Origin of the sequence: Microbacterium sp. 18062 (genome assembly GCF_902706225.1) — a bacterium.
Classification (GTDB): Bacteria; Actinomycetota; Actinomycetes; order Actinomycetales; family Microbacteriaceae; genus Microbacterium.
In genome coordinates, this window is record NZ_CACSKB010000005.1 from 76,785 (window position 1) to 98,256 (window position 21,472).

Here is a 21,472-nt window from a genome sequence, read left to right on the forward strand (position 1 = left end):
ATACGGCCGAGCCGACCCGAACCGGGGAGGTCAGGGCCGGTGGAAAGGATCGGCGTAGAGCTCCTCGGGAACCCGGAAGCCGAAGATCGCGCGGCCCGTCGCCCAGATGGCGGCGGTGCCGGCGCGGACGAGATCGATGGGACGGTCGCCGGCCTCGAGGATGCGGACGTCCGCGCCCTCGATCGCCACCCGGGCGTCCCGGACGATCGTGACGTCGCCCTTGACCCGCGTCACGGGGTACGGCTCGTGGAGCTCGCGGAGATCGCCCAGGACGAAATCGGGGCGGGAGCTCGACGGGGCCGCCAGCAGATGCTTCGGACGGTCGATGCCGGTGAGCACGAGCGCGGAACGGATGCCGGCGGCCTGCGCCCCGGCGATGTCGGTGTCGAGCCGATCGCCGATGAACAGCGGGGCGCGCGCTCCGAAACGCGCCACCGCCTCCTCGAAGATCGGCGTCTCGGGCTTTCCGGCCACCGTGGCGAGCCGCCCGACGGCCGTGTGCACAGCAGACACCAGGGTGCCGTTGCCCGGCGCGATCCCGCGCGCCTGAGGGATGGTCCAGTCGGTGTTGGTGGCTATCCACGGGATGCCGCCCGCGTCCTCGGGCACCTTCAGCGCATAGGCGGCCTCGGCGAGGTCGGACCAGCCGACGTGCGGCGCGAATCCCTGGACGACCGCGGCGGGCGCGTCGTCCGCGCTGCGGGTCACGACGTAACCGGCCTTCTCGAGCTCGACGACGAGTCCTTCGCCGCCGACGACGAGGATCGTCGCCCCGGGCGCGACGCGTGCGCGCAGGAGGCGCATCGCGGCCTGCGGGCTCGTCACGATGTCGGACGGCTCGACCCGCAGCCCCAGCTCGGTCAGATGCGCGGCGACGGTGGCGTCGGTGCGGGACGCGTTGTTCGTGATGAAGCCGACCCGCCGGGTGCCGGCGACCCTGTTCAGGCTCTCGACCGCGTGGGGCAGTGCACCCGCGCCGGCGTACACGACGCCGTCGAGGTCCGCGAGAACAGTGTCGACGTCGTCGAGCGGAGAGGTGCCGCGCGAGAACAGGGCCATCAGGCGTCGTCCCCCGGAGCGTCGTCCTCGACGAGCTCCTCGACGACGAGGATCTCCTCGTCGGTCCCGCCGGCGGCCTCGTCGAGCGCCTCCGCCGCGACCACCGCCCGATGATGCCACTCCGCCGCCTCGTCGTCGCGCCCGAGCTCCTCGAGGACCGTCGCCCGCGCCTGGAACAGCGACGGGCTCCAGTCGAACGCACGATCCGGGTCGAGCTCGGGGATGTCGAGCTCGGTGAGCGCGCGATCGGGGTCGCCGAGATCGAGCCGGGCGCCCGACAGAGCGATCGCGAGCTCGATGCGCGTGGCCGTCGGCAACGTGGACCGGTCGACGGCGCGGCCCTCCTCGAGGGCCCGGTCGGGACGTCCGACGCCGCGCTCGCTGTCGACGATCAGCGCGATCTGGTCGTCGCTGCCGGAGATGCGGCGGTACGTGCGCAGTTCGCGCAGCGCCAGGGCGTAGTCGCCCTGTGCGTACGCGGTGATCGCCACGGTCTCGCGGACGACGGCGACACGGCCGGCGCGACGGGATGCGGCCAGCGCGTGCGCATGGGCGCGCTCGGGGTCCTCGTCGATGAGTCGAGCCGCCATCGCGAGATGACGGGCGACCGCCTCGGCGTTCTCCTTGCTCAGCGTCTTCAGCTCGTTCCGTGCGCTCGGATGCAGATCCTTCGCAGTGATCTCGTCGGGCAGCTCGGGATCGGCGGACTTGGCGGCGCGGACGTCCGCGTCCTGCGGCGGGCGCGAGCCGCGCCCCTCTCCCCCGCGGAAGCCGCCCTGACGGTATCCGCCGCGGTCGGACGAGTCGCCCGACCGCGGGCGATAGGGACGATCACCGGAGCCGGCGCCATCCTTCCGCGGCCGGTACGGACGATCACCCGACCCGCCGCCTGCGTCCCGCGGACGATACGGACGCTCACCTGAGCCGGAGCCCTCGACACGAGACCGGTAGGGACGATCACCCGACCCCGCGCCATCCTTCCGCGGCCGGTAGGGACGATCACCCGAGCCAGAACCCGCATTCCGCGGACGGTATGGACGCTCACCGGAACCGGAACCCTCGCTGCGCGGACGGTACGGACGCTCACCGGAACCGGAACCGTCCTTGCGTGGACGATGAGGACGATCCCCGGAGCCCTCGGTGCGGGGCTGATACGGACGATCGCCCGGTGCGCCGTCGCCGGAGCGGCGGGGTCGGTCGCCACGCGCACGATCGGGTCGATCTCCGCGCCCGGAGGGGTTGCCCGAACGATCAGAACCACCGGAGCGCGGCGGACGCCGCGCGCCCCCGGAGCGTCGACCGTCGTCGTCGCCCTGCTTCTCGCGGTCGTTCTCCGACATGTCTTCTCCTGCGTTCGATTCGTGCCGGTAATGCAGAAATGGCCACCCATCGTTGGGTGGCCATTTCTGGTGTGAAAAGAAGTCCGGCGGTGTCCTACTCTCCCACAGGGTCCCCCCTGCAGTACCATCGGCGCTGAGAGGCTTAGCTTCCGGGTTCGGAATGTGACCGGGCGTTTCCCTCTCGCTATGGCCGCCGAAACACTATTGATGTTTCAGTCAGCACCACAACAATAAGTTGTTGGTGCGGTTCTCGACCGTACATCGAGAACCACTCAGTGGACGCAAGCACCAGAAACGGTGTGTTATCAAGTCATCGGCTTATTAGTACCAGTCAGCTACACGCATTACTGCGCTTCCACATCTGGCCTATCAACCCAGTAGTCTAGCTGGGAGCCTCTCACCCGAAGGTATGGAAGTCTCATCTTGAGGCCGGCTTCCCGCTTAGATGCTTTCAGCGGTTATCCATCCCGAACGTAGCTAATCAGCGGTGCTCCTGGCGGAACAACTGACACACCAGAGGTTCGTCCAACCCGGTCCTCTCGTACTAGGGTCAGATCCTCTCAAACTTCCTACGCGCGCAGCGGATAGGGACCGAACTGTCTCACGACGTTCTAAACCCAGCTCGCGTACCGCTTTAATGGGCGAACAGCCCAACCCTTGGGACCTACTCCAGCCCCAGGATGCGACGAGCCGACATCGAGGTGCCAAACCATGCCGTCGATATGGACTCTTGGGCAAGATCAGCCTGTTATCCCCGAGGTACCTTTTATCCGTTGAGCGACAGCGCTTCCACAAGCCACTGCCGGATCACTAGTCCCGACTTTCGTCCCTGCTCGACCTGTCAGTCTCACAGTCAAGCTCCCTTGTGCACTTACACTCGCCACCTGATTGCCAACCAGGTTGAGGGAACCTTTGGGCGCCTCCGTTACTTTTTGGGAGGCAACCGCCCCAGTTAAACTACCCACCAGGCACTGTCCCTGAACCGGATCACGGTTCGAAGTTAGATATCCAGAGTGACCAGAGTGGTATTTCAACAACGACTCCACACCCACTAGCGTGAATGCTTCACAGTCTCCCACCTATCCTACACAAGCCACACCGAACACCAATACCAAGCTGTAGTAAAGGTCACGGGGTCTTTCCGTCCTGCTGCGCGTAACGAGCATCTTTACTCGTAATGCAATTTCGCCGAGTTCGCGGTTGAGACAGTTGGGAAGTCGTTACGCCATTCGTGCAGGTCGGAACTTACCCGACAAGGAATTTCGCTACCTTAGGATGGTTATAGTTACCACCGCCGTTTACTGGGGCTTAAATTCAGAGCTTCGCTTACGCTAACCCCTCCTCTTAACCTTCCAGCACCGGGCAGGCGTCAGTCCGTATACATCGTCTTGCGACTTGGCACGGACCTGTGTTTTTAGTAAACAGTCGCTACCCACTAGTCTCTGCGGCCTCCACACCCTTTCGGAGCTAAGTCCTAATAAGTGGAAGGCCCCCCTTCTCCCGAAGTTACGGGGGCATTTTGCCGAGTTCCTTAACCACGATTCTCTCGATCTCCTTAGTATTCTCTACCTGACCACCTGAGTCGGTTTGGGGTACGGGCAGCTAGAACCTCGCGTCGATGCTTTTCTCGGCAGCATAGGATCACCCACTTTTCATCCGCATCGTGTCTCAGCCTGTATGAGTGACGGATTTGCCTATCACTCGGCCTACGCACTTGCACCAGGACAACCATCGCCTGGCTTGGGCTACCTTCCTGCGTCACACCTGTTAATACGCTAACCGCACCAGAACGGGGTCGAGCGTTAGACCCTGCGCATCACCCCGAAGGGATCCGTCACAGGGGTTAGGACTCTTAGCACTACTGGATTAGCTTGGGCGGTTCTTCGCCGGTACGGGAATATCAACCCGTTGTCCATCGACTACGCCTGTCGGCCTCGCCTTAGGTCCCGACTTACCCAGGGAAGATTAGCTTGACCCTGGAACCCTTGGTCTTTCGGAGGACGTGTTTCTCACACGTCTTTCGCTACTCATGCCTGCATTCTCACTCGTGTGGCCTCCACGGCTGGTTCACACCGCCGCTTCGCTGGCCACACGACGCTCTCCTACCCATCAACACGGCTGGACCACGAAGGCCTACCAAAAATGTCAATGCCACAACTTCGGTGGCGTGCTTGAGCCCCGTTACATTGTCGGCGCGGAATCACTTGACCAGTGAGCTATTACGCACTCTTTCAAGGGTGGCTGCTTCTAAGCCAACCTCCTGGTTGTCACAGCAACTCCACATCCTTTCCCACTTAGCACGCGCTTAGGGACCTTAGTTGGTGGTCTGGGTTGTTTCCCTCTCGACTATGAAGCTTATCCCCCACAGTCTCACTGCTGCGCTCTCACTTACCGGCATTCGGAGTTTGGCTGACGTCAGTAACCTTGTAGGGCCCATCGGCCATCCAGTAGCTCTACCTCCGGCAAGAAACACGCAACGCTGCACCTAAATGCATTTCGGAGAGAACCAGCTATCACGAAGTTTGATTGGCCTTTCACCCCTATCCACAGCTCATCCCCTCAGTTTTCAACCTAAGTGGGTTCGGTCCTCCACGACGTCTTACCGTCGCTTCAACCTGGCCATGGATAGATCACTTCGCTTCGGGTCTAGGACACGCGACTGAATCGCCCTATTCAGACTCGCTTTCGCTACGGCTACCCCACACGGGTTAACCTCGCCACGTATCGCTAACTCGCAGGCTCATTCTTCAAAAGGCACGCTGTCACCCCTACCAAGGAGGCTCCAACGGTTTGTAAGCAAACGGTTTCAGGTACTATTTCACTCCCCTCCCGGGGTACTTTTCACCTTTCCCTCACGGTACTTGTCCGCTATCGGTCATCTGGGAGTATTTAGGCTTATCAGGTGGTCCTGACAGATTCACACGGGATTTCTCGGGCCCCGTGCTACTTGGGATACTCTTCACGCCAAGAGAAGCATTTCGACTACGGGGTTCGCACCCTCTATGACCGGCCATTCAAAACCGTTCGTCTATACCATCTTGTAACGTCGACCACTCGGCAGAATGATCAGAAAAGTCCCACAACCCCCAACGTGCAACACCTGCCGGCTATCACACACGCTAGGTTTAGCCTGATCCGGTTTCGCTCGCCACTACTAACGGAATCGCGGTTGCTTTCTCTTCCTGTGGGTACTGAGATGTTTCACTTCCCCACGTTCCCTCTACCCGTCCTATATATTCAGACGGGAGTCACCAGGTCGGCACGCCGCCCAGCGGGGTTTCCCCATTCGGACACCCTCGGATCACAGTGTGCTTATCCACTCCCCGAGGCTTATCGCAGATTGCTACGTCCTTCTTCGGCTCCAGATGCCAAGGCATCCACCGTTTGCTCTTAAAGACTTGAAATCACATGAGTTTCATCAAAGAATCGGTTCGGACAAAGTCCGACTCGAAATTGACTAATGATCTTTAAGATCATCTATACGAAACGACCAAAAAAGATCGTCTCGAAGATGCTCGCGTCCACTGTGTAGTTCTCAAAGTACGGGCGGTACCCACCCCCATCCCCAGCACACAGCCAGAAACAGAAAGCAGGCCCAGAAGCCCCAGCCACCACCTTCATGGTGCCCGGTCCCTCAGGACCCAACAGCGTGCACGCACCAGCAACCTCACCCCGAACCGTTCCCCCCGCGCAAAAACGCGACGTACTAGCTCCGAAGATCACCCACCGGCACCTCGTCAAACGTTCCACCCATGAGCAAACCAGCGAGCCACATTCGGACTCGACCTGGCGCCTGGACACCCCAAAGAGTGCCAGAAGCTCCTTAGAAAGGAGGTGATCCAGCCGCACCTTCCGGTACGGCTACCTTGTTACGACTTAGTCCTAATTACCAATCCCACCTTCGACGGCTCCCTCCACAAGGGTTAGGCCACCGGCTTCAGGTGTTACCGACTTTCATGACTTGACGGGCGGTGTGTACAAGACCCGGGAACGTATTCACCGCAGCGTTGCTGATCTGCGATTACTAGCGACTCCGACTTCATGAGGTCGAGTTGCAGACCTCAATCCGAACTGGGACCGGCTTTTTGGGATTCGCTCCACCTCACGGTATTGCAGCCCTTTGTACCGGCCATTGTAGCATGCGTGAAGCCCAAGACATAAGGGGCATGATGATTTGACGTCATCCCCACCTTCCTCCGAGTTGACCCCGGCAGTATCCCATGAGTTCCCACCATAACGTGCTGGCAACATAGAACGAGGGTTGCGCTCGTTGCGGGACTTAACCCAACATCTCACGACACGAGCTGACGACAACCATGCACCACCTGTAAACGAGTGTCCAAAGAGTTCTACATTTCTGCAGCGTTCTCGAATATGTCAAGCCTTGGTAAGGTTCTTCGCGTTGCATCGAATTAATCCGCATGCTCCGCCGCTTGTGCGGGTCCCCGTCAATTCCTTTGAGTTTTAGCCTTGCGGCCGTACTCCCCAGGCGGGGAACTTAATGCGTTAGCTGCGTCACGGAATCCGTGGAATGGACCCCACAACTAGTTCCCAACGTTTACGGGGTGGACTACCAGGGTATCTAAGCCTGTTTGCTCCCCACCCTTTCGCTCCTCAGCGTCAGTTACGGCCCAGAGATCTGCCTTCGCCATCGGTGTTCCTCCTGATATCTGCGCATTCCACCGCTACACCAGGAATTCCAATCTCCCCTACCGCACTCTAGTCTGCCCGTACCCACTGCAGGCCCGAGGTTGAGCCTCGGGATTTCACAGCAGACGCGACAAACCGCCTACGAGCTCTTTACGCCCAATAATTCCGGATAACGCTTGCGCCCTACGTATTACCGCGGCTGCTGGCACGTAGTTAGCCGGCGCTTTTTCTGCAAGTACCGTCACTTTCGCTTCTTCCTTGCTAAAAGAGGTTTACAACCCGAAGGCCGTCATCCCCCACGCGGCGTTGCTGCATCAGGCTTCCGCCCATTGTGCAATATTCCCCACTGCTGCCTCCCGTAGGAGTCTGGGCCGTGTCTCAGTCCCAGTGTGGCCGGTCACCCTCTCAGGCCGGCTACCCGTCGACGCCTTGGTGAGCCATTACCTCACCAACAAGCTGATAGGCCGCGAGCTCATCCCTGACCAAAAAATCTTTCCAGCTACCGAAGATGCCTCCGTAGCTCATATCCAGTATTAGCAGCTGTTTCCAACTGTTATCCCAGAGTCAAGGGCAGATTGCTCACGTGTTACTCACCCGTTCGCCACTGATCCACCCAGCAAGCTGGGCTTCACCGTTCGACTTGCATGTGTTAAGCACGCCGCCAGCGTTCATCCTGAGCCAGGATCAAACTCTCCGTAAAAGAAAAAAGCCACAAACGATCGGAAAAAGACCGAAAGCAGCGAGTTCGAACTGACCAAATGAATATCAAACTGACTATCCGTTGCCGACCCGAAGATCGGACTTTGATCCAAAGGAATCTCACCGATCAGAAAAACTGACCGCGAGGTAATTTGGCATTTGACAAGTGCACGCTGTTGAGTTCTCAAAGATCGGACGCACCCACAAGCCAGTCATCACAACCGAACCCACAGGGCAACTTCACTATCATACCCGACTCGTTCGCTATATCAAATCGGCGCGTCGCTCCCGTGACAGGAGCAGTGGGACACGATCTGACTCCGAGGAGCCGGGTCCCCATCCTACCCGCCGAAGCGGCTCACTCTCAAGGAGTGTCGTAGAAGTGGGGGCGTTCTCCGCTTGAGGGGGCCCGGCCTTCCGGCCTTCGCTCTTCCCTGTGGGGCGAACGAGTAAGAATCTACGTGCCTTCCGCGGTTCGGGCAAATCACGTGTGCATCCCGGGCATGTCGCACCGCTTCCCGCAGGATGCGGGCGTCCGCTGGTGGTGCGCCTGCGCTGGCGTTCCTCGGGGTCTGCTCCTACGCTCGTGCCATGGGCGACGACCCCGTTCGCGCGGCGGGTCCTCTGCTGGCCCGGCTCTGGCGCGACCTCGGGGTCGATCCGGCGACCCTGCCCCGCGTGGAGCCGGCGCGGCGCCCGGTCCCCCTCCCCTCGCGCACCGATGTCGCGACGCTCTCGTGGGGCGCCGTGTCCGCGGCATCCCTCGCCGCCGCGTCGCTCGCCGGCCGATCGGCGGCGACTCCCGACCCGGATCGTGTCGCGTCGGCGTACACGGGCGAGCGGCATGCTCTGTGGGAGGGCAGCCGCCCTGATGCGTTCGCCCCGCTGTCCGGCTTCTTCCGGTGCGCCGACGGCTGGGTCCGCACGCACGGGAACTACCCCCACCACGCCGCGGCCCTCCGCCGGACGCTCGGCGTCCCGGTCGGCGCCGGCAGGGACGAGGTGGCCGACGCGCTGCTCCTTCGACCCGCCGATGCGATCGCGCGCGACGTCACCGCCGCCGGCGGGCTCTGCGTTCCGGTCGCCGCAGAGGATCGCTCGGAGGACACGCGGCTTCGCGCGTCGCCCCTCGTCCGCGTGACCCGGCTCGGCGCCGCGGCGCCGGCTCCACGTGCGGACGCGACCGCCGACGCACCGCTGCGCGGCACCCGCATCCTCGATCTCACCCGCGTGATCGCAGGTCCGCTGGCGACGCAGACGCTCGCGCTGCTCGGTGCTGAGGTGCTGCGGATCGACCCGCCGTCGCTGCCCGAGCTCCCCCTGCAGCACCTCGTCCTCGGGCACGGCAAGCGCTCCGCGCTGCTCGATCTCACCCGCGGAGAGCCCCGCGCACGGTTCGAGCGGCTGCTCGCGGGCGCCGACGTCATGCTCCTCGGCTACCGGCCGGCCGCCCTCGACCGGCTCGGTCTGTCTGCCGGTCGGATCGCCGAGCGGCGGCCCGGCATCGTCGTGGCACAGCTGTCGGCATGGGGCGACGCCGATCGACGGGGCTTCGACAGCCTGGTCCAGGCGCGCTCCGGCCTCGCCCGGGTCGAGTCGTCCGACGGCGAGACGCCGGGCGCGCTCCCCGCACAGGCGCTCGACCACACGGCCGGGTATCTTCTCGCGACCGCGGTCATGACGCTCCTCGCCCGCCGGGCGGCCGAGGGCGGCTCCTGGCTCGCGGAGACGTCGCTGCGCCGCGTCGCGGCAGAGCTGCTCGGCACGCCCCGGACACCCTCGCCCGTGCCGGCCGGCGGCTTCGACCCCGCCCCGCATCTCCAGTCGTTCGAGGTCGCCGGATCCGCCCTCGTCACCGTCCGCCCCGCGATCGCCTACGCGGGAGCGCCGAGTCTCTTCGCGTCGCCGCGGCCGTGGGGCGGCGACGCGGCCGAATGGGCGCCGTGACCCGACAAGACGCTCAACGCCGCGCTCGCGCCACCTGCGTCGCGACGGAGAGCATCAGGGTGAGCACACCCCACGCGGCGCACGCGGGCGGCAGCGCGCGGTACGCGAGATGGGCGACCGTGAACCCGTCTGTCAGCGGTCCGTAGGCCGCCAGTCCCACGATCCAGGCGAGCGCCAGAGCGAGCGGGAGCGACAGCCACCAGGCGAGTCGAACGGTGTCGGGCAGGACCCGCCGTACCGGCACGGCGCCCCGGCCGCGGACCCATAGCAGCGCCCAGATCGCCAGCACCGCGAGACCGATGGCGCTCGAGCCGTGCTGCACCCACTTGTACCCGACCAGTGGCCCCCATCGCTCGTCCAGGAGCGGGACGAGCTCCGTCCCGAGCCGGCCCTCGTGGGCGAAGGCGTCCCAGAGCACATGGCTCGCCACACCGATCGCGAGGGATGCGACCAGCAGCGCGGCTGAACGCCATCCGCCGAGGAGCGTCTCCCGCCAGCCCGCTGCCGCTCTCGCGTCCCACGACACCGGCAGCCGCGCCGCGAGGGCACGCGGCGAGAGCTCGCGCACCGCCGGGCGGAGCACGCAGCGCCACACCAGCAACAGGCCGAGCGCCAGCACGATCGTCGCCGGCAGCCAGCGAAGATCGTGCGTGCCGACGTACGAGAGCGGCGTGCCGCGCACGAACAGCGGCAGGTCCGGCGTCATCGCCCCCACGGCGATCGCCGCGGCCACGAGCCGCGTGCGCAGGAACGGCAGCGCGACGATCGCGTGGCTCGGGGTGAACGGCATGCGAGCGCGCTCAGTCGCGGACGATGACCCCGGCGAGCGTCTTCTTGCCGCGGCGCAGGATCGACACGCCCCCCGGCAGCGCGCCGCGGACCGGCGCCGTCTCGTCGGCCACGCGCTCCCCGTCGAGCGAGACCCCGCCCTGCGAGACCGCCCGCCGGGCCTCCCCCAGACTCGAGACGAGACCGGTCGCGACCAGCGCCTGCGCGACGGTCGTGCCGGGCTCGGCCTCCGCGTGCGGCAGCTCCTCGACCGCGGAGCGCAGCGTCGCCGCATCCAGCGCCGTCAGATCGCCCTGCCCGAACAGCGCCTCGGACGCGGCGATGACCGCCGCGGTCGCCTCGGCGCCGTGCACGGTCGTGCTCACCTCGAGTGCGAGCCGCTTCTGAGCGGCACGACGGAACGGCTCCGTCTCGACGAGACGCTCGTACTCGCCGATCTCGGCGCGGGTCAGGAACGTGAACACCTTCAGCCTCGCGATCACGTCGCCGTCGAGGGTGTTGAGCCAGAACTGGTAGAACGCGTACGGGCTGGTCAGCTCGGCGTCGATCCAGATCGCGTTGCCCTCGCTCTTGCCGAACTTCGTGCCGTCGCTGTTCGTGATCAGCGGCGTGCCGATCGCGTGCACCGCCGCTCCCTCGACCCGGTGGATGAGGTCGGTGCCGCTCGTGAGGTTGCCCCACTGGTCGCTGCCGCCCGTCTGCAGCACGCATCCGTACTGACGGTACAGCTCGAGGTAGTCCAGTCCCTGCAGGATCTGGTAGCTGAACTCGGTGTAGCTGATGCCCGCCTCGGAGTTCAGCCGGGCACTCACCGCATCCTTCTTCAGCATGGTCCCGACGCGGTAGTGCTTGCCGATCTCGCGGAGGAAGTCGATCGCCGACAGCGGAGCCGTCCAGTCGAGGTTGTTGACCATGCGGGCGGCGTTGTCGCCCTCGAAGCTCAGGTAGCGCTCGACCTGCCCCCGGAGCCGATCGACCCACTCGGCCACCGTCTCGCGGGTGTTGAGGGTGCGCTCGGCGGTCGGCCGGGGATCGCCGATCAGCCCGGTCGATCCGCCGACCAGCCCCAGCGGCCGGTGCCCGGCCAGCTGCAGTCGGCGCAGCAGCAGCAGCTGCACGAGGTGGCCGAGGTGCAGGCTCGGCGCGGTCGGGTCGAAGCCGCAGTAGTACGTGATCGGGTCTCCCGCGAGCAGCGCGCGCAGCGCATCCTGATCGGTGGACACATGCACGAGTCCGCGCCAGACCAGTTCGTCCCAGACGTTGTCGAACGTCGGATCGATGGCGGGGGCGGTCGCGCTCACGAGGGGCGTAGACACGCGCATCAGCGTAGCAACCCGCGACCCGCCCCACGCCCCGTCGGAACCCCGTGTAAGACTGGCGCCATGCAGGTCGTGGTCCCGGATGCCCTGATCGTCGCCGTGCTGTCGATCTTCCTCTTCGTCGCGCTGTGCGCCGCCCTCGTGCTGGTCACGGTGTCGCAGCGTCGACCCGCGAACGCGCCGTTGCTCGTCGCGGCCGCACTCGTGGTGGCGTGTCTCACGGTCGTCGCGGTGGCGCCGCAGAACGTGCCGGTGCTGGTCGGGATGATGCTCGCCCTGCTGGGCACCGCTCTCGCGGTGCTCGGCGGCAACCCGGTGACCCGGCGCATCCTCGACATGGCGACCCACGGAGAGGTGCGCGAGGGATCGCGCGGCGGGATCCTCGTCTACGACTCGCGCCGCGGCGACTCCGATCAGGTGCAGGAGGTGCTGCGCGGCGGCACCACCATCGGCTACCTCGAGCGACTGGCCGTGGTCGCCTCCCTCGTCGCCGGGTACCCCGAGGCGATCGCCGTCGTCGTCGCGATCAAGGGCATCGGCCGCTTCTCCGAGCTCGCGACCCCGGCGGCGCGCGAGCGCTTCATCGTGGGCACCCTGGCGAGCCTGCTCTGGGCGGGGATCGTCGGGGCGCTGGTGCGCCTCGCGATCTGGTGATCTGGTGATCTGGTGATCTGGTGATCTGGTGATCTGGTGATCTGGTGATCTGGTGATCGTCAGCTTCCGGAGCGCAGCGCACGGAATCCCTCGACGATCGCCGAGGCTCCGGAGGTGCCCAGCAGCTGCGACACGGCCGACTGGGTGATGCCCTCGGCGACGGCGAGTGCGCGCTGCGTCGTGCCGAGGCAGCGCCCGTAGGCGAGGCGACGCGCGCGCGCGCTCATCGCGCTGACCAGCTGATCGCGCGCGAGCAGCCCGGCGTTGGCGATCCGCACCGCCTCCCTCGTCTGCTCTCCGGTGTCGGCGGATGCGGACACCCACGTCCGCGCTCCCGGCACGGTGCGGCGCTGCATCCGGTGGGTCGTGTCGATCGCCTCTCGCGCAGCCCACCAGCCCGGGCCCTCGGCGATCGCGCCGACCGTGTCGGAGGCGATCGTGCCGATGTCACCCACACCCACACCGAACCGGCAGTCCACCTCGTCCGGGAGCGCGAGACGCAGCAGCAGGATGCCGCACATGGCCGAACCGAGATCGGGGTAGATCCCCTGCAGCTCGTCACCGACGGTGGGGGTCAGCGGGCGGGTGGCGTCCGCGAGATCGCCCTGCACCCGCGCCACGGCGTGCTCGATCGCACGCTGCGCGGCCTCCCGATCGGGCAGGCCGCGCGAGCCCACGATGTCGGCGATCACAGCGACTCCCATGAGATGAGTATATGGCTTATCTCATGGGAATATCAGTCCCCAACTGATCACTTCGAGCGGAGTCGACGGTCCAGCGCCCCTTCGGGGACGGTCCGTGAGGTGGCGAGAGTGTCGTTCACCTGTCGCGTCCGGTCGCCAAGACCGACAGGATACGACAGGTGAACCGGGGAGAGCGTCGAGTCGAAGGCGACGAGCGTCAGAGGGAAAGGGACGCGGCGAGCGCCTGCGTCCGCGCGACGAGCTCCGCGCGCTGCTCGGCGACCCGGACGGGCGCGGTGCCGCCGTAGCCCTCGCGGCTCGACAGCGACCCCGGCACCGTGAGCACCTCGCGGACGTCGGGCGTCAGCGCGGCGGAGACCCGGGCCAGCGTCGCATCCGATGCCTCGTGCAGTTCGATCCCCTGCTCCTCGCACGCCTGGACCAGCGCGCCGGACACCTCGTGCGCCTCCCGGAACGGAAGGCCGCGTTTGACCAGCCACTCGGCGACGTCGGTCGCGAGCGAGAAGCCCTGTGGCGCGAGGTGCGCCATCCGCTCCGTGTGGAAACGCAGTGTCGCCACCATGCCGGCGAACGCGGGCAGCACCAGCTCGAGGCTGGCCACGGAGTCGAAGACGGGCTCCTTGTCCTCCTGCAGATCGCGGTTGTACGCGAGCGGAAGTCCCTTGAGGGTCGCCAGCAGGCCCGACAGATTGCCGATCAGCCGCCCGGACTTGCCCCGAGCGAGCTCCGCGATGTCGGGGTTCTTCTTCTGCGGCATGATGCTCGATCCGGTCGAGTAGCCGTCGTCGAGGGTCACGAACCCGAACTCGCGCGTGTTCCAGAGGATGATCTCCTCGGCGAACCGCGAGAGGTCCACGCCGATCATCGCGGCGACGAAGGCGAACTCGGCGACGACGTCGCGCGCGGCGGTGCCGTCGATCGAGTTCTCGGCCGGGCGCTCGAGCCCCAGCTCGTCCGCGACCAGCTGGGGGTCGAGACCGAGCGTGGACCCGGCCAGCGCACCTCCGCCGTACGGCGACACGCGCGCGCGGGCGGACCAGTCGCGCAGGCGCTCGAGATCGCGCACCAGCGGCCATGCGTGCGCCTGCAGGTGATGGGCCAGCAGCACGGGCTGCGCGTGCTGCAGATGGGTGCGACCGGGCATCGCGGCGTCCGCGTGCACGTCGGCCTGCGCGACGATCGCGTCGATGAGGCGGACCACCTCGCGGGCGATCGTGCGCGCGTGATCGAGGAGGTACAGGCGCACGAGCGTCGCGATCTGGTCGTTGCGGCTGCGGCCGGCCCGGAGCTTTCCGCCGAGCTCCGCGCCGACCTCGGCGATCAAGGCCTGCTCGAGCGCGCCGTGCACGTCCTCGTCCCCCGGATCGGGCAGCAGCGTCCCGTCGGCGACCGCGTCGGCCAGCGCGTCGAGACCCGCGTGCATGCGGGCGGTCTCGTCCGCGCTGAGGTATCCGGCGCGCTCGAGCGCGGTCGCGTGGGCGTGGGATCCGGCGAGGTCGTAGGGCGCGAGCACCCAGTCGAAGTGCGTGGAACGACTGAGCGCCGCGAGCTCGGCAGAGGGTCCGGACGCGAACCGCCCGCCCCAGAGCGATCCACGGTTGGTTGCGTCGTTCTTCGCCTGATTCACGCGCTCCAGCCTACCGAGCGGCGAATCGGCCGCCGCACCGCGACCCCTCAGGCCCTCGGCGACCGGGCATCGGGCGGCGAGCCCCGCACGACACGGCGCGAGAGCGCGCCCAGACCCGCCTCGAGCGGTCCGCGGCCGACGACGACCGTCCACAGCGTGCAGCCGACCACCACGGCGAGGGTGATCGGCCAGAAGGGATGCAGCTCGCGGAATGCGAGGAGATCGCCCGTGGTGCCGAGGGCAGCGAAGGCCCACACCGCCCAGATCGCGACCTGCGCCGTGTACGCCGTGAGCGGCATGCTGCCGGTCGCCCGGAGCGGCAGGAGCACCAGGAGCACGGGCCGGACCCGGCAGAGCAGGACGGCGGCGCCCAGCACCGCTGCGGCGAACCCGGCGCCGCCGACGACCTCGGGGAGCCCGCCGGAGTGCGGCAGCACACTCGCCACGATGCCCGCGACGTCGACCGGCTCGAAGACGGGACCGGGCGGGGCGAGGAGCCCGCCGATCCCGTAGGCGACGAGGGCGATGCCGCCGCCGGTCACCAGCAGCAGTGCCGCCACACCCGGATCGCGCAGGTCGATGCGCCCGATCGCGAGTCCGAGCACCACGAAGCCCGCCCAGAGCGGGAACGGGTACGGCCAGCCGATGACGAGCCCGATCGACTCCCCCGCCTCGGTGTGCCAGAAGGGCAGAAGGCCCAGCGCCGCCTGCACGAACGGCATCACGACCAGCAGGGCCGCGGCGATGACGAAGAGAGTCGCCGCCCGCAGCCGCAGGAGCGGGATCGCGATCAGGAACAGGATCGCGTATGCGGGGAGGATCACGTAGACCGGCACGCCGGTGAGGATGAGGAGGATGCCGAGCACCCAGAGCCCGCCCGCGCGGACCGCGAGCCGCCCGCGCGCTCGGGACAGCGGTGCTCCGTCGATCGGTCGCGTCGCCCCCGTCGTCAGGGCGATCGACACGCCGGCGAGCACCGCGAACAGGATCGAGGACCGGCCGTTGACGACGTCCGTCCAGGTCTCTGACCGCGCGAGCGAGAAGGACTCCGTGGTGACCAGGTGCGCCGCCAGCATCCCGATCACCGCAAGCCCGCGCGCGAGGTCGACGCCGGGGATCCGCCCGCCGCCGTCCAGCCGTGCGACGTTCGCCCGCATCCGATCGACCATCGGGGGCCTGAGTCCGGTCACTGCTGGCGCAGCAGCCAGACCAGCAGCGCCTTCTGCGCGTGCAACCGGTTCTCCGCCTCGTCCCAGACGACGCTCTGCGGGCCGTCGATGACCTCGGCGTCGACCTCGTAGCCGCGGTCCGCCGGAAGGCAGTGGATGAAGATCGCATCCGACTTCGCGAGCGCCATCGTCTCGCTCGTCACCTTGTAGGCGCCGAGATCGCGCAGGCGCGCGAGCTTCTCCTCCTCCTTGCCCATCGACACCCAGGTGTCGGTCACGACGATGTCGGCGCCCGCGGCCGCCTCGACCGCGTCCGTGTAGAGCGTGACCGATCCGCCGGTCTCCGCCGCCCGCACGTCGGCGTCCGCGATGACGTCCTCGCGGGGCGCGTAGGACTCGGGCGAGGCGACGCGCACGTGCATGCCCGCGGTGACGCCGGCGAGCACGTAGGAGTGCGCCATGTTCGAGCGGCCGTCGCCGAAGAACGCGAGGGTGAGGCCCTCGAGCTCGCCCTTGTGCTCTCGGATCGTGAGCAGGTCGGCGAGCAGCTGGCAGGGGTGGAAGTCGTCGCTCAGGGCGTTGACGACCGGCACCCTGGTGCCGCGCGCCATCTCCTCGAGCCCCGCCTGCGCGTAGGTGCGCCAGACGATCGCCGCCACCTGGCGCTCGAGCACGCGCGCCGTGTCGGACGGCGTCTCCTTGCCGCCCAGCTGGCTGCTGGCGGTCGAGATGATCAGCGGCGACCCGCCGAGGTCCGCGACGCCGACGGCGAACGAGACGCGGGTGCGCGTCGATGACTTGTCGAAGATGACGGCGACCGTCTGGGGCCCGGCGAGCGGCTTCTGCGCCCACCGGTCCTTCTTCAGCTCCAGCGCGAGCTCGATGATCTCCGCCTGCTCGGCCCGGGTCAGATCGTCGTCACGCAGCAGATGGCGGGTCACTTCGGCTCCTTCCTTTCGCGCGGCGCATCGCCTGCGGCGTCGTCCGCGGGGGCGGAAGCGGTCGCAGGCGGCTCATCGAGCAGCAGCGCGTCGGCGACCGTCGCGAGCGCGGCACCGAACAGCCGGGCGAACTCGTCGATCTCGACGTCGCCGATGGTCAACGGCGGGGCGAGGCGGATGGTGGAGTCGTTGGCGGCGTTGACGATGAGGCCGTGCTGCTGGGCCGCGGCGGTGACGGCCTTGGTCACCGGATGCGTCAGGGCGACACCGATCAGCAGTCCCTCGCCGCGCGTGCCGGCGACCAGGTCCGAGTCGAGTCCCTCCACCGCTGTCCGCAACTGGGTCCCGCGGACGGCGGCGTTCTCGACCAGACCCGCCCGCTCGATCTCGTCGAGCACCGCGCCCGCGACGGCGGTCGCCAGCGCGTTGCCGCCGAACGTGGATCCGTGCGTGCCGGGGTAGAACAGATCGCTCGCGGCGCCGAAGGTGATGAGGGCGCCGATCGGGAATCCGCCGCCGATGCCCTTCGCGACCGTGATCGCGTCGGGGGTGATGCCGGCGTGCTGGAACGCGAACCACTCCCCTGTGCGGCCGGCGCCCGTCTGGATCTCGTCGACGATGAGCAGCGCGCCGTGGCGTGCGGTGAGCTCGCGCGCCGCGGCGAGGTAGCCCTCGGGCAGCGGCAGCACGCCCGCCTCGCCCTTGATGGGCTCGACGAACAGCGCCGCGACCCTCTCGTCGAGCGCCGCCTCGAGGGCGTCGACCGTCGAGTCGATGAACTCGACTCCCGGCACCATCGGCTGGAAGGGCTCCTGCATCAACGGCTTGCCGGTGAGGGCGAGCGTGCCCATCGTGCGGCCGTGGAAGGCCTCCTTCAGCGCGAGGATGCGGGGGCGGTCGACGCCGCCGTGCAGTCGCGCGAGCTTGAAGGCGGCCTCGTTCGCCTCGGCGCCGGAGTTGCCGAAGTACACCCGCCCGGACTCGCCGGTCCCGGCGAGCCGCTTCAGCCGCGCCGCGAGGGCGAGCTGCGGCGGGGTCGCGAAGTAGTTCGACACGTGCGCGAGCAGCGCCGCCTGGGTGGACACCGCCTCCACGAACGCGGGATGCGCGTGGCCGAGCGAGTCGACGGCGATCCCCGCCAGGAAGTCGAGGTAGCGCGTGCCCTGGTCGTCCCAGAGGTAGGCGCCCTCGCCGCGGACGAACAGCGCCATCCGGTCGCCGAAGCTGCGCACGAGATCGCGCCCGGCGTCTTCCCGCCACGTGATCGTCTCGGTTCCGTTCGTCATCACAGCACCACCTCTGTTCCGATGCCCTTCCGGGTGAAGAGTTCGACGAGCACCGAATGCGGCACCCGTCCGTCGATGATCGCCGCCGTCCCGACGCCGCCCGAGACCGCGTCGAGACACGCCTGCATCTTCGGGATCATGCCCGATTCCAGGCGCGGCATGAGCTCGCGCAGCTCCTCGGAGGTCAGATGCGAGACGAGCGAGTCGCGGTTCGGCCAATCAGCGTAGAGCCCGGCCACGTCGGTCAGCACCACGAGCTTGATCGCGCCGAGCGCGACCGCGAGGGCGGCGGCCGCCGCATCCGCGTTCACGTTCAGCGAGTGGCCGGGGTGATCGAGGTCGGGGGCGATCGAGGAGACGACCGGGATGCGGCCCGCCTCCAGCTGGTCGATGATCGGCTGCGGGTCGACCGCGACCACGTCTCCGACGCGGCCGAGATCGTGCTCGACGCCCTCGATCACGACACCGCGGCGCCGTCCGCCGAACAGCCCCGCGTCCTCGCCGGAGAGCCCGGTCGCGACGGGGCCGTGCGCGTTGATCTTGGCGACGAGCTGCGGGTTGATCTGGCCCGTGAGCACCATCCGCACGACCGTGATCGCCTCGGTCGAGGTGACCCGGTAGCCGCCCTTGAACTCGCTCGGGATGGCGAGCCGGTCGAGCATGTTCGAGATCTGCGGTCCGCCGCCGTGCACGACGACGGGCTTCGCGCCCACGTAGCGCAGGTAGGCGATGTCGGCCGCGAAGGCGTCCTGCAGCTCGTCGGAGACCATGGCGTTGCCGCCGTACTTCACCACGACGATCTGGTCGCGGAAGCGGCGCAGCCACGGGAGCGACTCGATGAGGGTCGCCGCCTTGACGCTCGCCTCGGCGGGGTCGGTGTCCTGGAGATCGATGTCTGTCATGAGGAGTAGGCGCTGTTCTCGTGGACGTAGTCGTGGGTGAGGTCGTTGGTGCGGATCGTCGCCTCGGCGCCGCCGACCTTGAGGTCGATGACGAGGTCGGTCGCCCGCGGGGTGAGGTCCACGTCCTCGCGGGGCCGGTCGGGGCCGCCCGCCGTGCACACGCGCACCCCGTTCATCCACACGTCGACGTCGTACGGGTCGAACTCGGCCTCGGTGGTGCCGATCGCGGCGAGCACGCGCCCCCAGTTGGCGTCGCCGCCGAAGACCGCGGCCTTGAAGAGGTTGTTGCGCGCGACCGACCGGCCGACCTCGACCGCGTCGTCCTCGGACGCCGCGTGGACCACCCGGATGGTGATGTCGTGGCTCGCGCCCTCGGCGTCGTGCTGCAGCTGGCTCGCGAGGTCGTCGCACACCGCCACGATCGCCGCGCCGAACGCCGCGGCATCCGGGGCGACGCCCGAGGCGCCGCTGACGAGCAGCGTCACCTGGTCGTTCGTCGACATGCAGCCGTCCGAGTCGAGTCGGTCGAAGCTCACCCGCGTCGCCGCGCGCAGCTGCGCGTCGGCCGCGGTCGCGTCGAGCACCGCGTCGGTGGTGAGCACGACGAGCATGGTGGCAAGGCCCGGCGCCAGCATCCCGGCGCCCTTCGCGATGCCGCCGATCGACCATCCGTCGCCCGTGACGACGCTCGTCTTCGCGACCGAGTCCGTCGTCATGATCGCCGCGGCCGCGGCGTCGCCGCCGTCGTCCGACAGCGCGACGACAGCGTCCTCGACCCCCTGCAGAACCTTGGCGCGGAAGACCTCGTCGCCGGTGCCGATGAGCCCGGTCGAGCAGACGAGCACGTCGCCGGCGCCCACTCCGAGGAGCGCCGCCGTCTTCTCGGCGGTCTGATGCGTGGTCTGGAACCCGAACGAGCCGGTGAAGCAGTTGGCCCCGCCGGAGTTCAGCACGATCGCCTCGACCACGCCGTCGGACACCGCCTGCTGCGACCAGATGATCGGGTTGGCCTTCGCCCGGTTCGAGGTGAAGACCGCGGCGCCCACCTTCAGCGGGCCGCGGTTCACGATCACCGCCAGGTCTGGTTCTCCGGTCGACTTCAGGCCGGCGACCACGCCGGCGGCCTCGAAACCTGCGGGGGCGGTCACGCTCACGGGGCGACTCCGTTCACGGTGAGGGCGCGGTCCTCGGGAAGACCGAGCGCGATGTTCATGGACTGCACGGCGGCGCCGGCGGTTCCCTTGACGAGGTTGTCGACCGCGGCGACCACGACGACACGACCGGCGGCACGGTCGATCGCGAGGCCGAGGAGTGCGGTGTTGGCGCCGAGCACGTCGGCGGTGCGCGGGAACTGTCCCTCGGGAAGCAGCTGCACGAACGTCTCGTCCGCGTACGCGTGCTCCCACGCGGCGCGGATGTCGGCGTCGGAAGCGCCCTCCGCGATCGGGGCGGTGCTGGTGGCGAGGATGCCGCGGGCCATCGGCACGAGCACCGGGGTGAACGAGATGCGCACCTCGTCGGCGGCCCCGGCGCCCACGAGGGCTTGCCGGATCTCGGGGATGTGCCGGTGCGAGCCGCCGACGGCGTACGGGTTCGCCGTGCCGAGGATCTCGCCGGCGAGGAGGTTCGTCTTCAGGCTCTTGCCCGCGCCCGAGGGCCCGACGGCGAGCACGGTGACGATGTCGCTCGGATCGACGACGCCGGCGGCGACGCCCGGGGCGAGGCTCAGGCTCACGGTCGAGGCGTTGCAGCCGGGCGCGGCGATGCGTGTCGCACCGACGAGGCGCGTGCGCTGCTTTCCTCCGTCGACCGGCAGCTCCGGCACCCCGTACGTCCACGGGTCGTGGAACTCGCCCCCGTAGAAGGCGTCCCACGCGGCGGACGAGGTGAGCCGGTGGTCGGCGCCCGCGTCGATCACGAGCGGGGTGTCGCGCAACGCCTCGGTGTACTGCCCGGACTGCCCGTGCGGCAGCGCGAGCACGACGATGTCGTGTCCGGCGAGCACCTCGGGGGTCGTCTCCTGCAGCGTGAGGTGCGCGAGCGAGCGCAGGTGCGGCTGGTGGGCGATGAGGGGCTGCCCCGCGTTGGCGTGCGCCGTGACGGTGCGGATCTCGATGTCGGGGTGCGCGGCGAGAAGACGGAGGATCTCGCCCCCCGCATAGCCGGAGGCGCCGGAGACGGCGACCGAATAGGTCATGCTTTCCACCTTAGAGTCTGAGGGTCATCGGCCGAGACGGCGACGCCGGCACCGTCCGTCGCCGGACCGTGCGGGGTCGCCTAGACTCGGCGGTCGCCCAGACGTCGGCGCACGCCGGCGAGACCCGCGAGGGGCGTCGAGCTGGCGGAAGCGGCCGAAGGCATGCGCCGACGATATCCGCCGGGCCAC

14 protein-coding genes and 3 rRNA genes are annotated in these 21,472 nt (G+C 67.7%); 2 read left to right on the forward strand and 15 right to left on the reverse strand.

Translation table 11 applies throughout. The annotated features are described in order from the left end of the window. Positions 1 to 30 precede the first annotated feature (30 nt). The 5 genes from GVL03_RS03310 to GVL03_RS03335 all read right to left on the reverse strand — a co-directional run bounded on the left by GVL03_RS03310 (position 31) and on the right by GVL03_RS03335 (position 7,749). The gene (locus GVL03_RS03310; RefSeq protein WP_159499483.1) at positions 31 to 1,059 is read right to left on the reverse strand and encodes an HAD-IIA family hydrolase; all 1,029 of its coding nucleotides are present in this window, start codon (positions 1,057 to 1,059) and stop codon (positions 31 to 33) included. Next, positions 1,059 to 1,649: a hypothetical protein gene (locus tag GVL03_RS03315; RefSeq protein WP_200847045.1), complete on the reverse strand. Its 591-nt coding sequence runs from the start codon at positions 1,647 to 1,649 to the stop codon at positions 1,059 to 1,061. The genes GVL03_RS03310 and GVL03_RS03315 overlap by 1 nt, the downstream gene beginning before the upstream one ends. Before the next feature lie 831 nt (positions 1,650 to 2,480). Beyond that, positions 2,481 to 2,597: ribosomal RNA gene (gene rrf / locus GVL03_RS03320) — 5S ribosomal RNA — on the reverse strand. A gap of 103 nt (positions 2,598 to 2,700) precedes the next feature. Next, a 23S ribosomal RNA gene (locus GVL03_RS03325) occupies positions 2,701 to 5,803 on the reverse strand. A gap of 423 nt (positions 5,804 to 6,226) precedes the next feature. Beyond that, positions 6,227 to 7,749, reverse strand: a 16S ribosomal RNA gene (locus tag GVL03_RS03335). The 16S, 23S and 5S rRNA genes sit together here, the layout of an rRNA operon. 590 nt (positions 7,750 to 8,339) lie before the next feature. Here GVL03_RS03335 and GVL03_RS03340 point away from each other — a divergent pair. After that, on the forward strand, positions 8,340 to 9,695 hold the full coding sequence (locus GVL03_RS03340; RefSeq protein ID WP_159499487.1) for a CoA transferase: 1,356 nt from the start codon (positions 8,340 to 8,342) through the stop codon (positions 9,693 to 9,695). 13 nt (positions 9,696 to 9,708) lie between these two features. Here the strand turns inward: GVL03_RS03340 and GVL03_RS03345 are convergent, their stop codons facing one another. Both GVL03_RS03345 and tyrS read right to left on the reverse strand, forming a co-directional pair. Next, positions 9,709 to 10,485 carry a DUF4184 family protein gene (locus GVL03_RS03345; RefSeq protein WP_159499489.1) on the reverse strand — a complete coding sequence of 259 codons (777 nt, stop codon included), beginning with the start codon at positions 10,483 to 10,485 and terminating at the stop codon, positions 9,709 to 9,711. Positions 10,486 to 10,495: 10 nt separating this feature from the next. After that, entirely contained in the window at positions 10,496 to 11,800 is a 1,305-nt protein-coding gene (gene tyrS, locus GVL03_RS03350) for a tyrosine--tRNA ligase (RefSeq protein ID WP_235037999.1), read from the reverse strand. Between the two features lie 66 nt (positions 11,801 to 11,866). Here tyrS and GVL03_RS03355 point away from each other — a divergent pair, with 66 nt between their 5' ends. Continuing rightward, positions 11,867 to 12,457, forward strand: coding sequence for a hypothetical protein (locus GVL03_RS03355; RefSeq protein ID WP_200847046.1), 591 nt, complete (start codon positions 11,867 to 11,869; stop codon positions 12,455 to 12,457). A gap of 59 nt (positions 12,458 to 12,516) precedes the next feature. Here the strand turns inward: GVL03_RS03355 and GVL03_RS03360 are convergent, their stop codons facing one another. The 8 genes from GVL03_RS03360 to argC all read right to left on the reverse strand — a co-directional run bounded on the left by GVL03_RS03360 (position 12,517) and on the right by argC (position 21,283). Then, a complete protein-coding gene (locus tag GVL03_RS03360) occupies positions 12,517 to 13,161 on the reverse strand; it encodes a SatD family protein (protein ID WP_159499493.1) in 645 nt (214 codons plus the stop codon). A 196-nt stretch (positions 13,162 to 13,357) separates the two neighbouring features. Further along, positions 13,358 to 14,788, reverse strand: a complete 1,431-nt coding sequence (gene argH / locus GVL03_RS03365) for an argininosuccinate lyase (protein WP_159499495.1) — start codon at positions 14,786 to 14,788, stop codon at positions 13,358 to 13,360. Positions 14,789 to 14,835: 47 nt separating this feature from the next. Then, positions 14,836 to 15,945 (reverse strand): heparan-alpha-glucosaminide N-acetyltransferase domain-containing protein, encoded by a 1,110-nt coding sequence (locus GVL03_RS03370; protein ID WP_159499497.1) that lies wholly within the window; start codon positions 15,943 to 15,945, stop codon positions 14,836 to 14,838. Positions 15,946 to 15,974: 29 nt separating this feature from the next. After that, positions 15,975 to 16,898 carry an ornithine carbamoyltransferase gene (argF, locus tag GVL03_RS03375; RefSeq protein ID WP_159499499.1) on the reverse strand — a complete coding sequence of 308 codons (924 nt, stop codon included), beginning with the start codon at positions 16,896 to 16,898 and terminating at the stop codon, positions 15,975 to 15,977. Beyond that, positions 16,895 to 18,184, reverse strand: coding sequence for an acetylornithine transaminase (locus GVL03_RS03380; protein WP_159499501.1), 1,290 nt, complete (start codon positions 18,182 to 18,184; stop codon positions 16,895 to 16,897). Before GVL03_RS03380 ends, argF begins: the two co-directional genes overlap by 4 nt. Next, positions 18,184 to 19,086, reverse strand: coding sequence for an acetylglutamate kinase (gene argB / locus GVL03_RS03385; protein WP_159499503.1), 903 nt, complete (start codon positions 19,084 to 19,086; stop codon positions 18,184 to 18,186). Before argB ends, GVL03_RS03380 begins: the two co-directional genes overlap by 1 nt. Further along, positions 19,083 to 20,240, reverse strand: coding sequence for a bifunctional glutamate N-acetyltransferase/amino-acid acetyltransferase ArgJ (gene argJ / locus GVL03_RS03390; RefSeq protein WP_159499505.1), 1,158 nt, complete (start codon positions 20,238 to 20,240; stop codon positions 19,083 to 19,085). The genes argB and argJ overlap by 4 nt, the downstream gene beginning before the upstream one ends. Further along, positions 20,237 to 21,283, reverse strand: a complete 1,047-nt coding sequence (argC, locus tag GVL03_RS03395; RefSeq protein ID WP_159499507.1) for an N-acetyl-gamma-glutamyl-phosphate reductase — start codon at positions 21,281 to 21,283, stop codon at positions 20,237 to 20,239. The genes argJ and argC overlap by 4 nt, the downstream gene beginning before the upstream one ends. Positions 21,284 to 21,472: the final 189 nt, after the last annotated feature.

Excerpts from the sequence above, each read along its gene's own strand:
- GVL03_RS03310 (WP_159499483.1), bottom strand. The coding sequence starts at position 1,059 with ATGGCCCTGTTCTCGCGCGGCACCTCTCCGCTCGACGACGTCGACACT.
- GVL03_RS03315 (WP_200847045.1), bottom strand. The coding sequence starts at position 1,649 with ATGGCGGCTCGACTCATCGACGAGGACCCCGAGCGCGCCCATGCGCAC.
- GVL03_RS03340 (WP_159499487.1), top strand. The coding sequence starts at position 8,340 with ATGGGCGACGACCCCGTTCGCGCGGCGGGTCCTCTGCTGGCCCGGCTC.
- GVL03_RS03345 (WP_159499489.1), bottom strand. The coding sequence starts at position 10,485 with ATGCCGTTCACCCCGAGCCACGCGATCGTCGCGCTGCCGTTCCTGCGC.
- GVL03_RS03355 (WP_200847046.1), top strand. The coding sequence starts at position 11,867 with ATGCAGGTCGTGGTCCCGGATGCCCTGATCGTCGCCGTGCTGTCGATC.
- GVL03_RS03360 (WP_159499493.1), bottom strand. The coding sequence starts at position 13,161 with ATGGGAGTCGCTGTGATCGCCGACATCGTGGGCTCGCGCGGCCTGCCC.
- GVL03_RS03370 (WP_159499497.1), bottom strand. The coding sequence starts at position 15,945 with ATGCGGGCGAACGTCGCACGGCTGGACGGCGGCGGGCGGATCCCCGGC.
- GVL03_RS03380 (WP_159499501.1), bottom strand. The coding sequence starts at position 18,184 with ATGACGAACGGAACCGAGACGATCACGTGGCGGGAAGACGCCGGGCGC.
- argB (WP_159499503.1), bottom strand. The coding sequence starts at position 19,086 with ATGACAGACATCGATCTCCAGGACACCGACCCCGCCGAGGCGAGCGTC.
- argC (WP_159499507.1), bottom strand. The coding sequence starts at position 21,283 with ATGACCTATTCGGTCGCCGTCTCCGGCGCCTCCGGCTATGCGGGGGGC.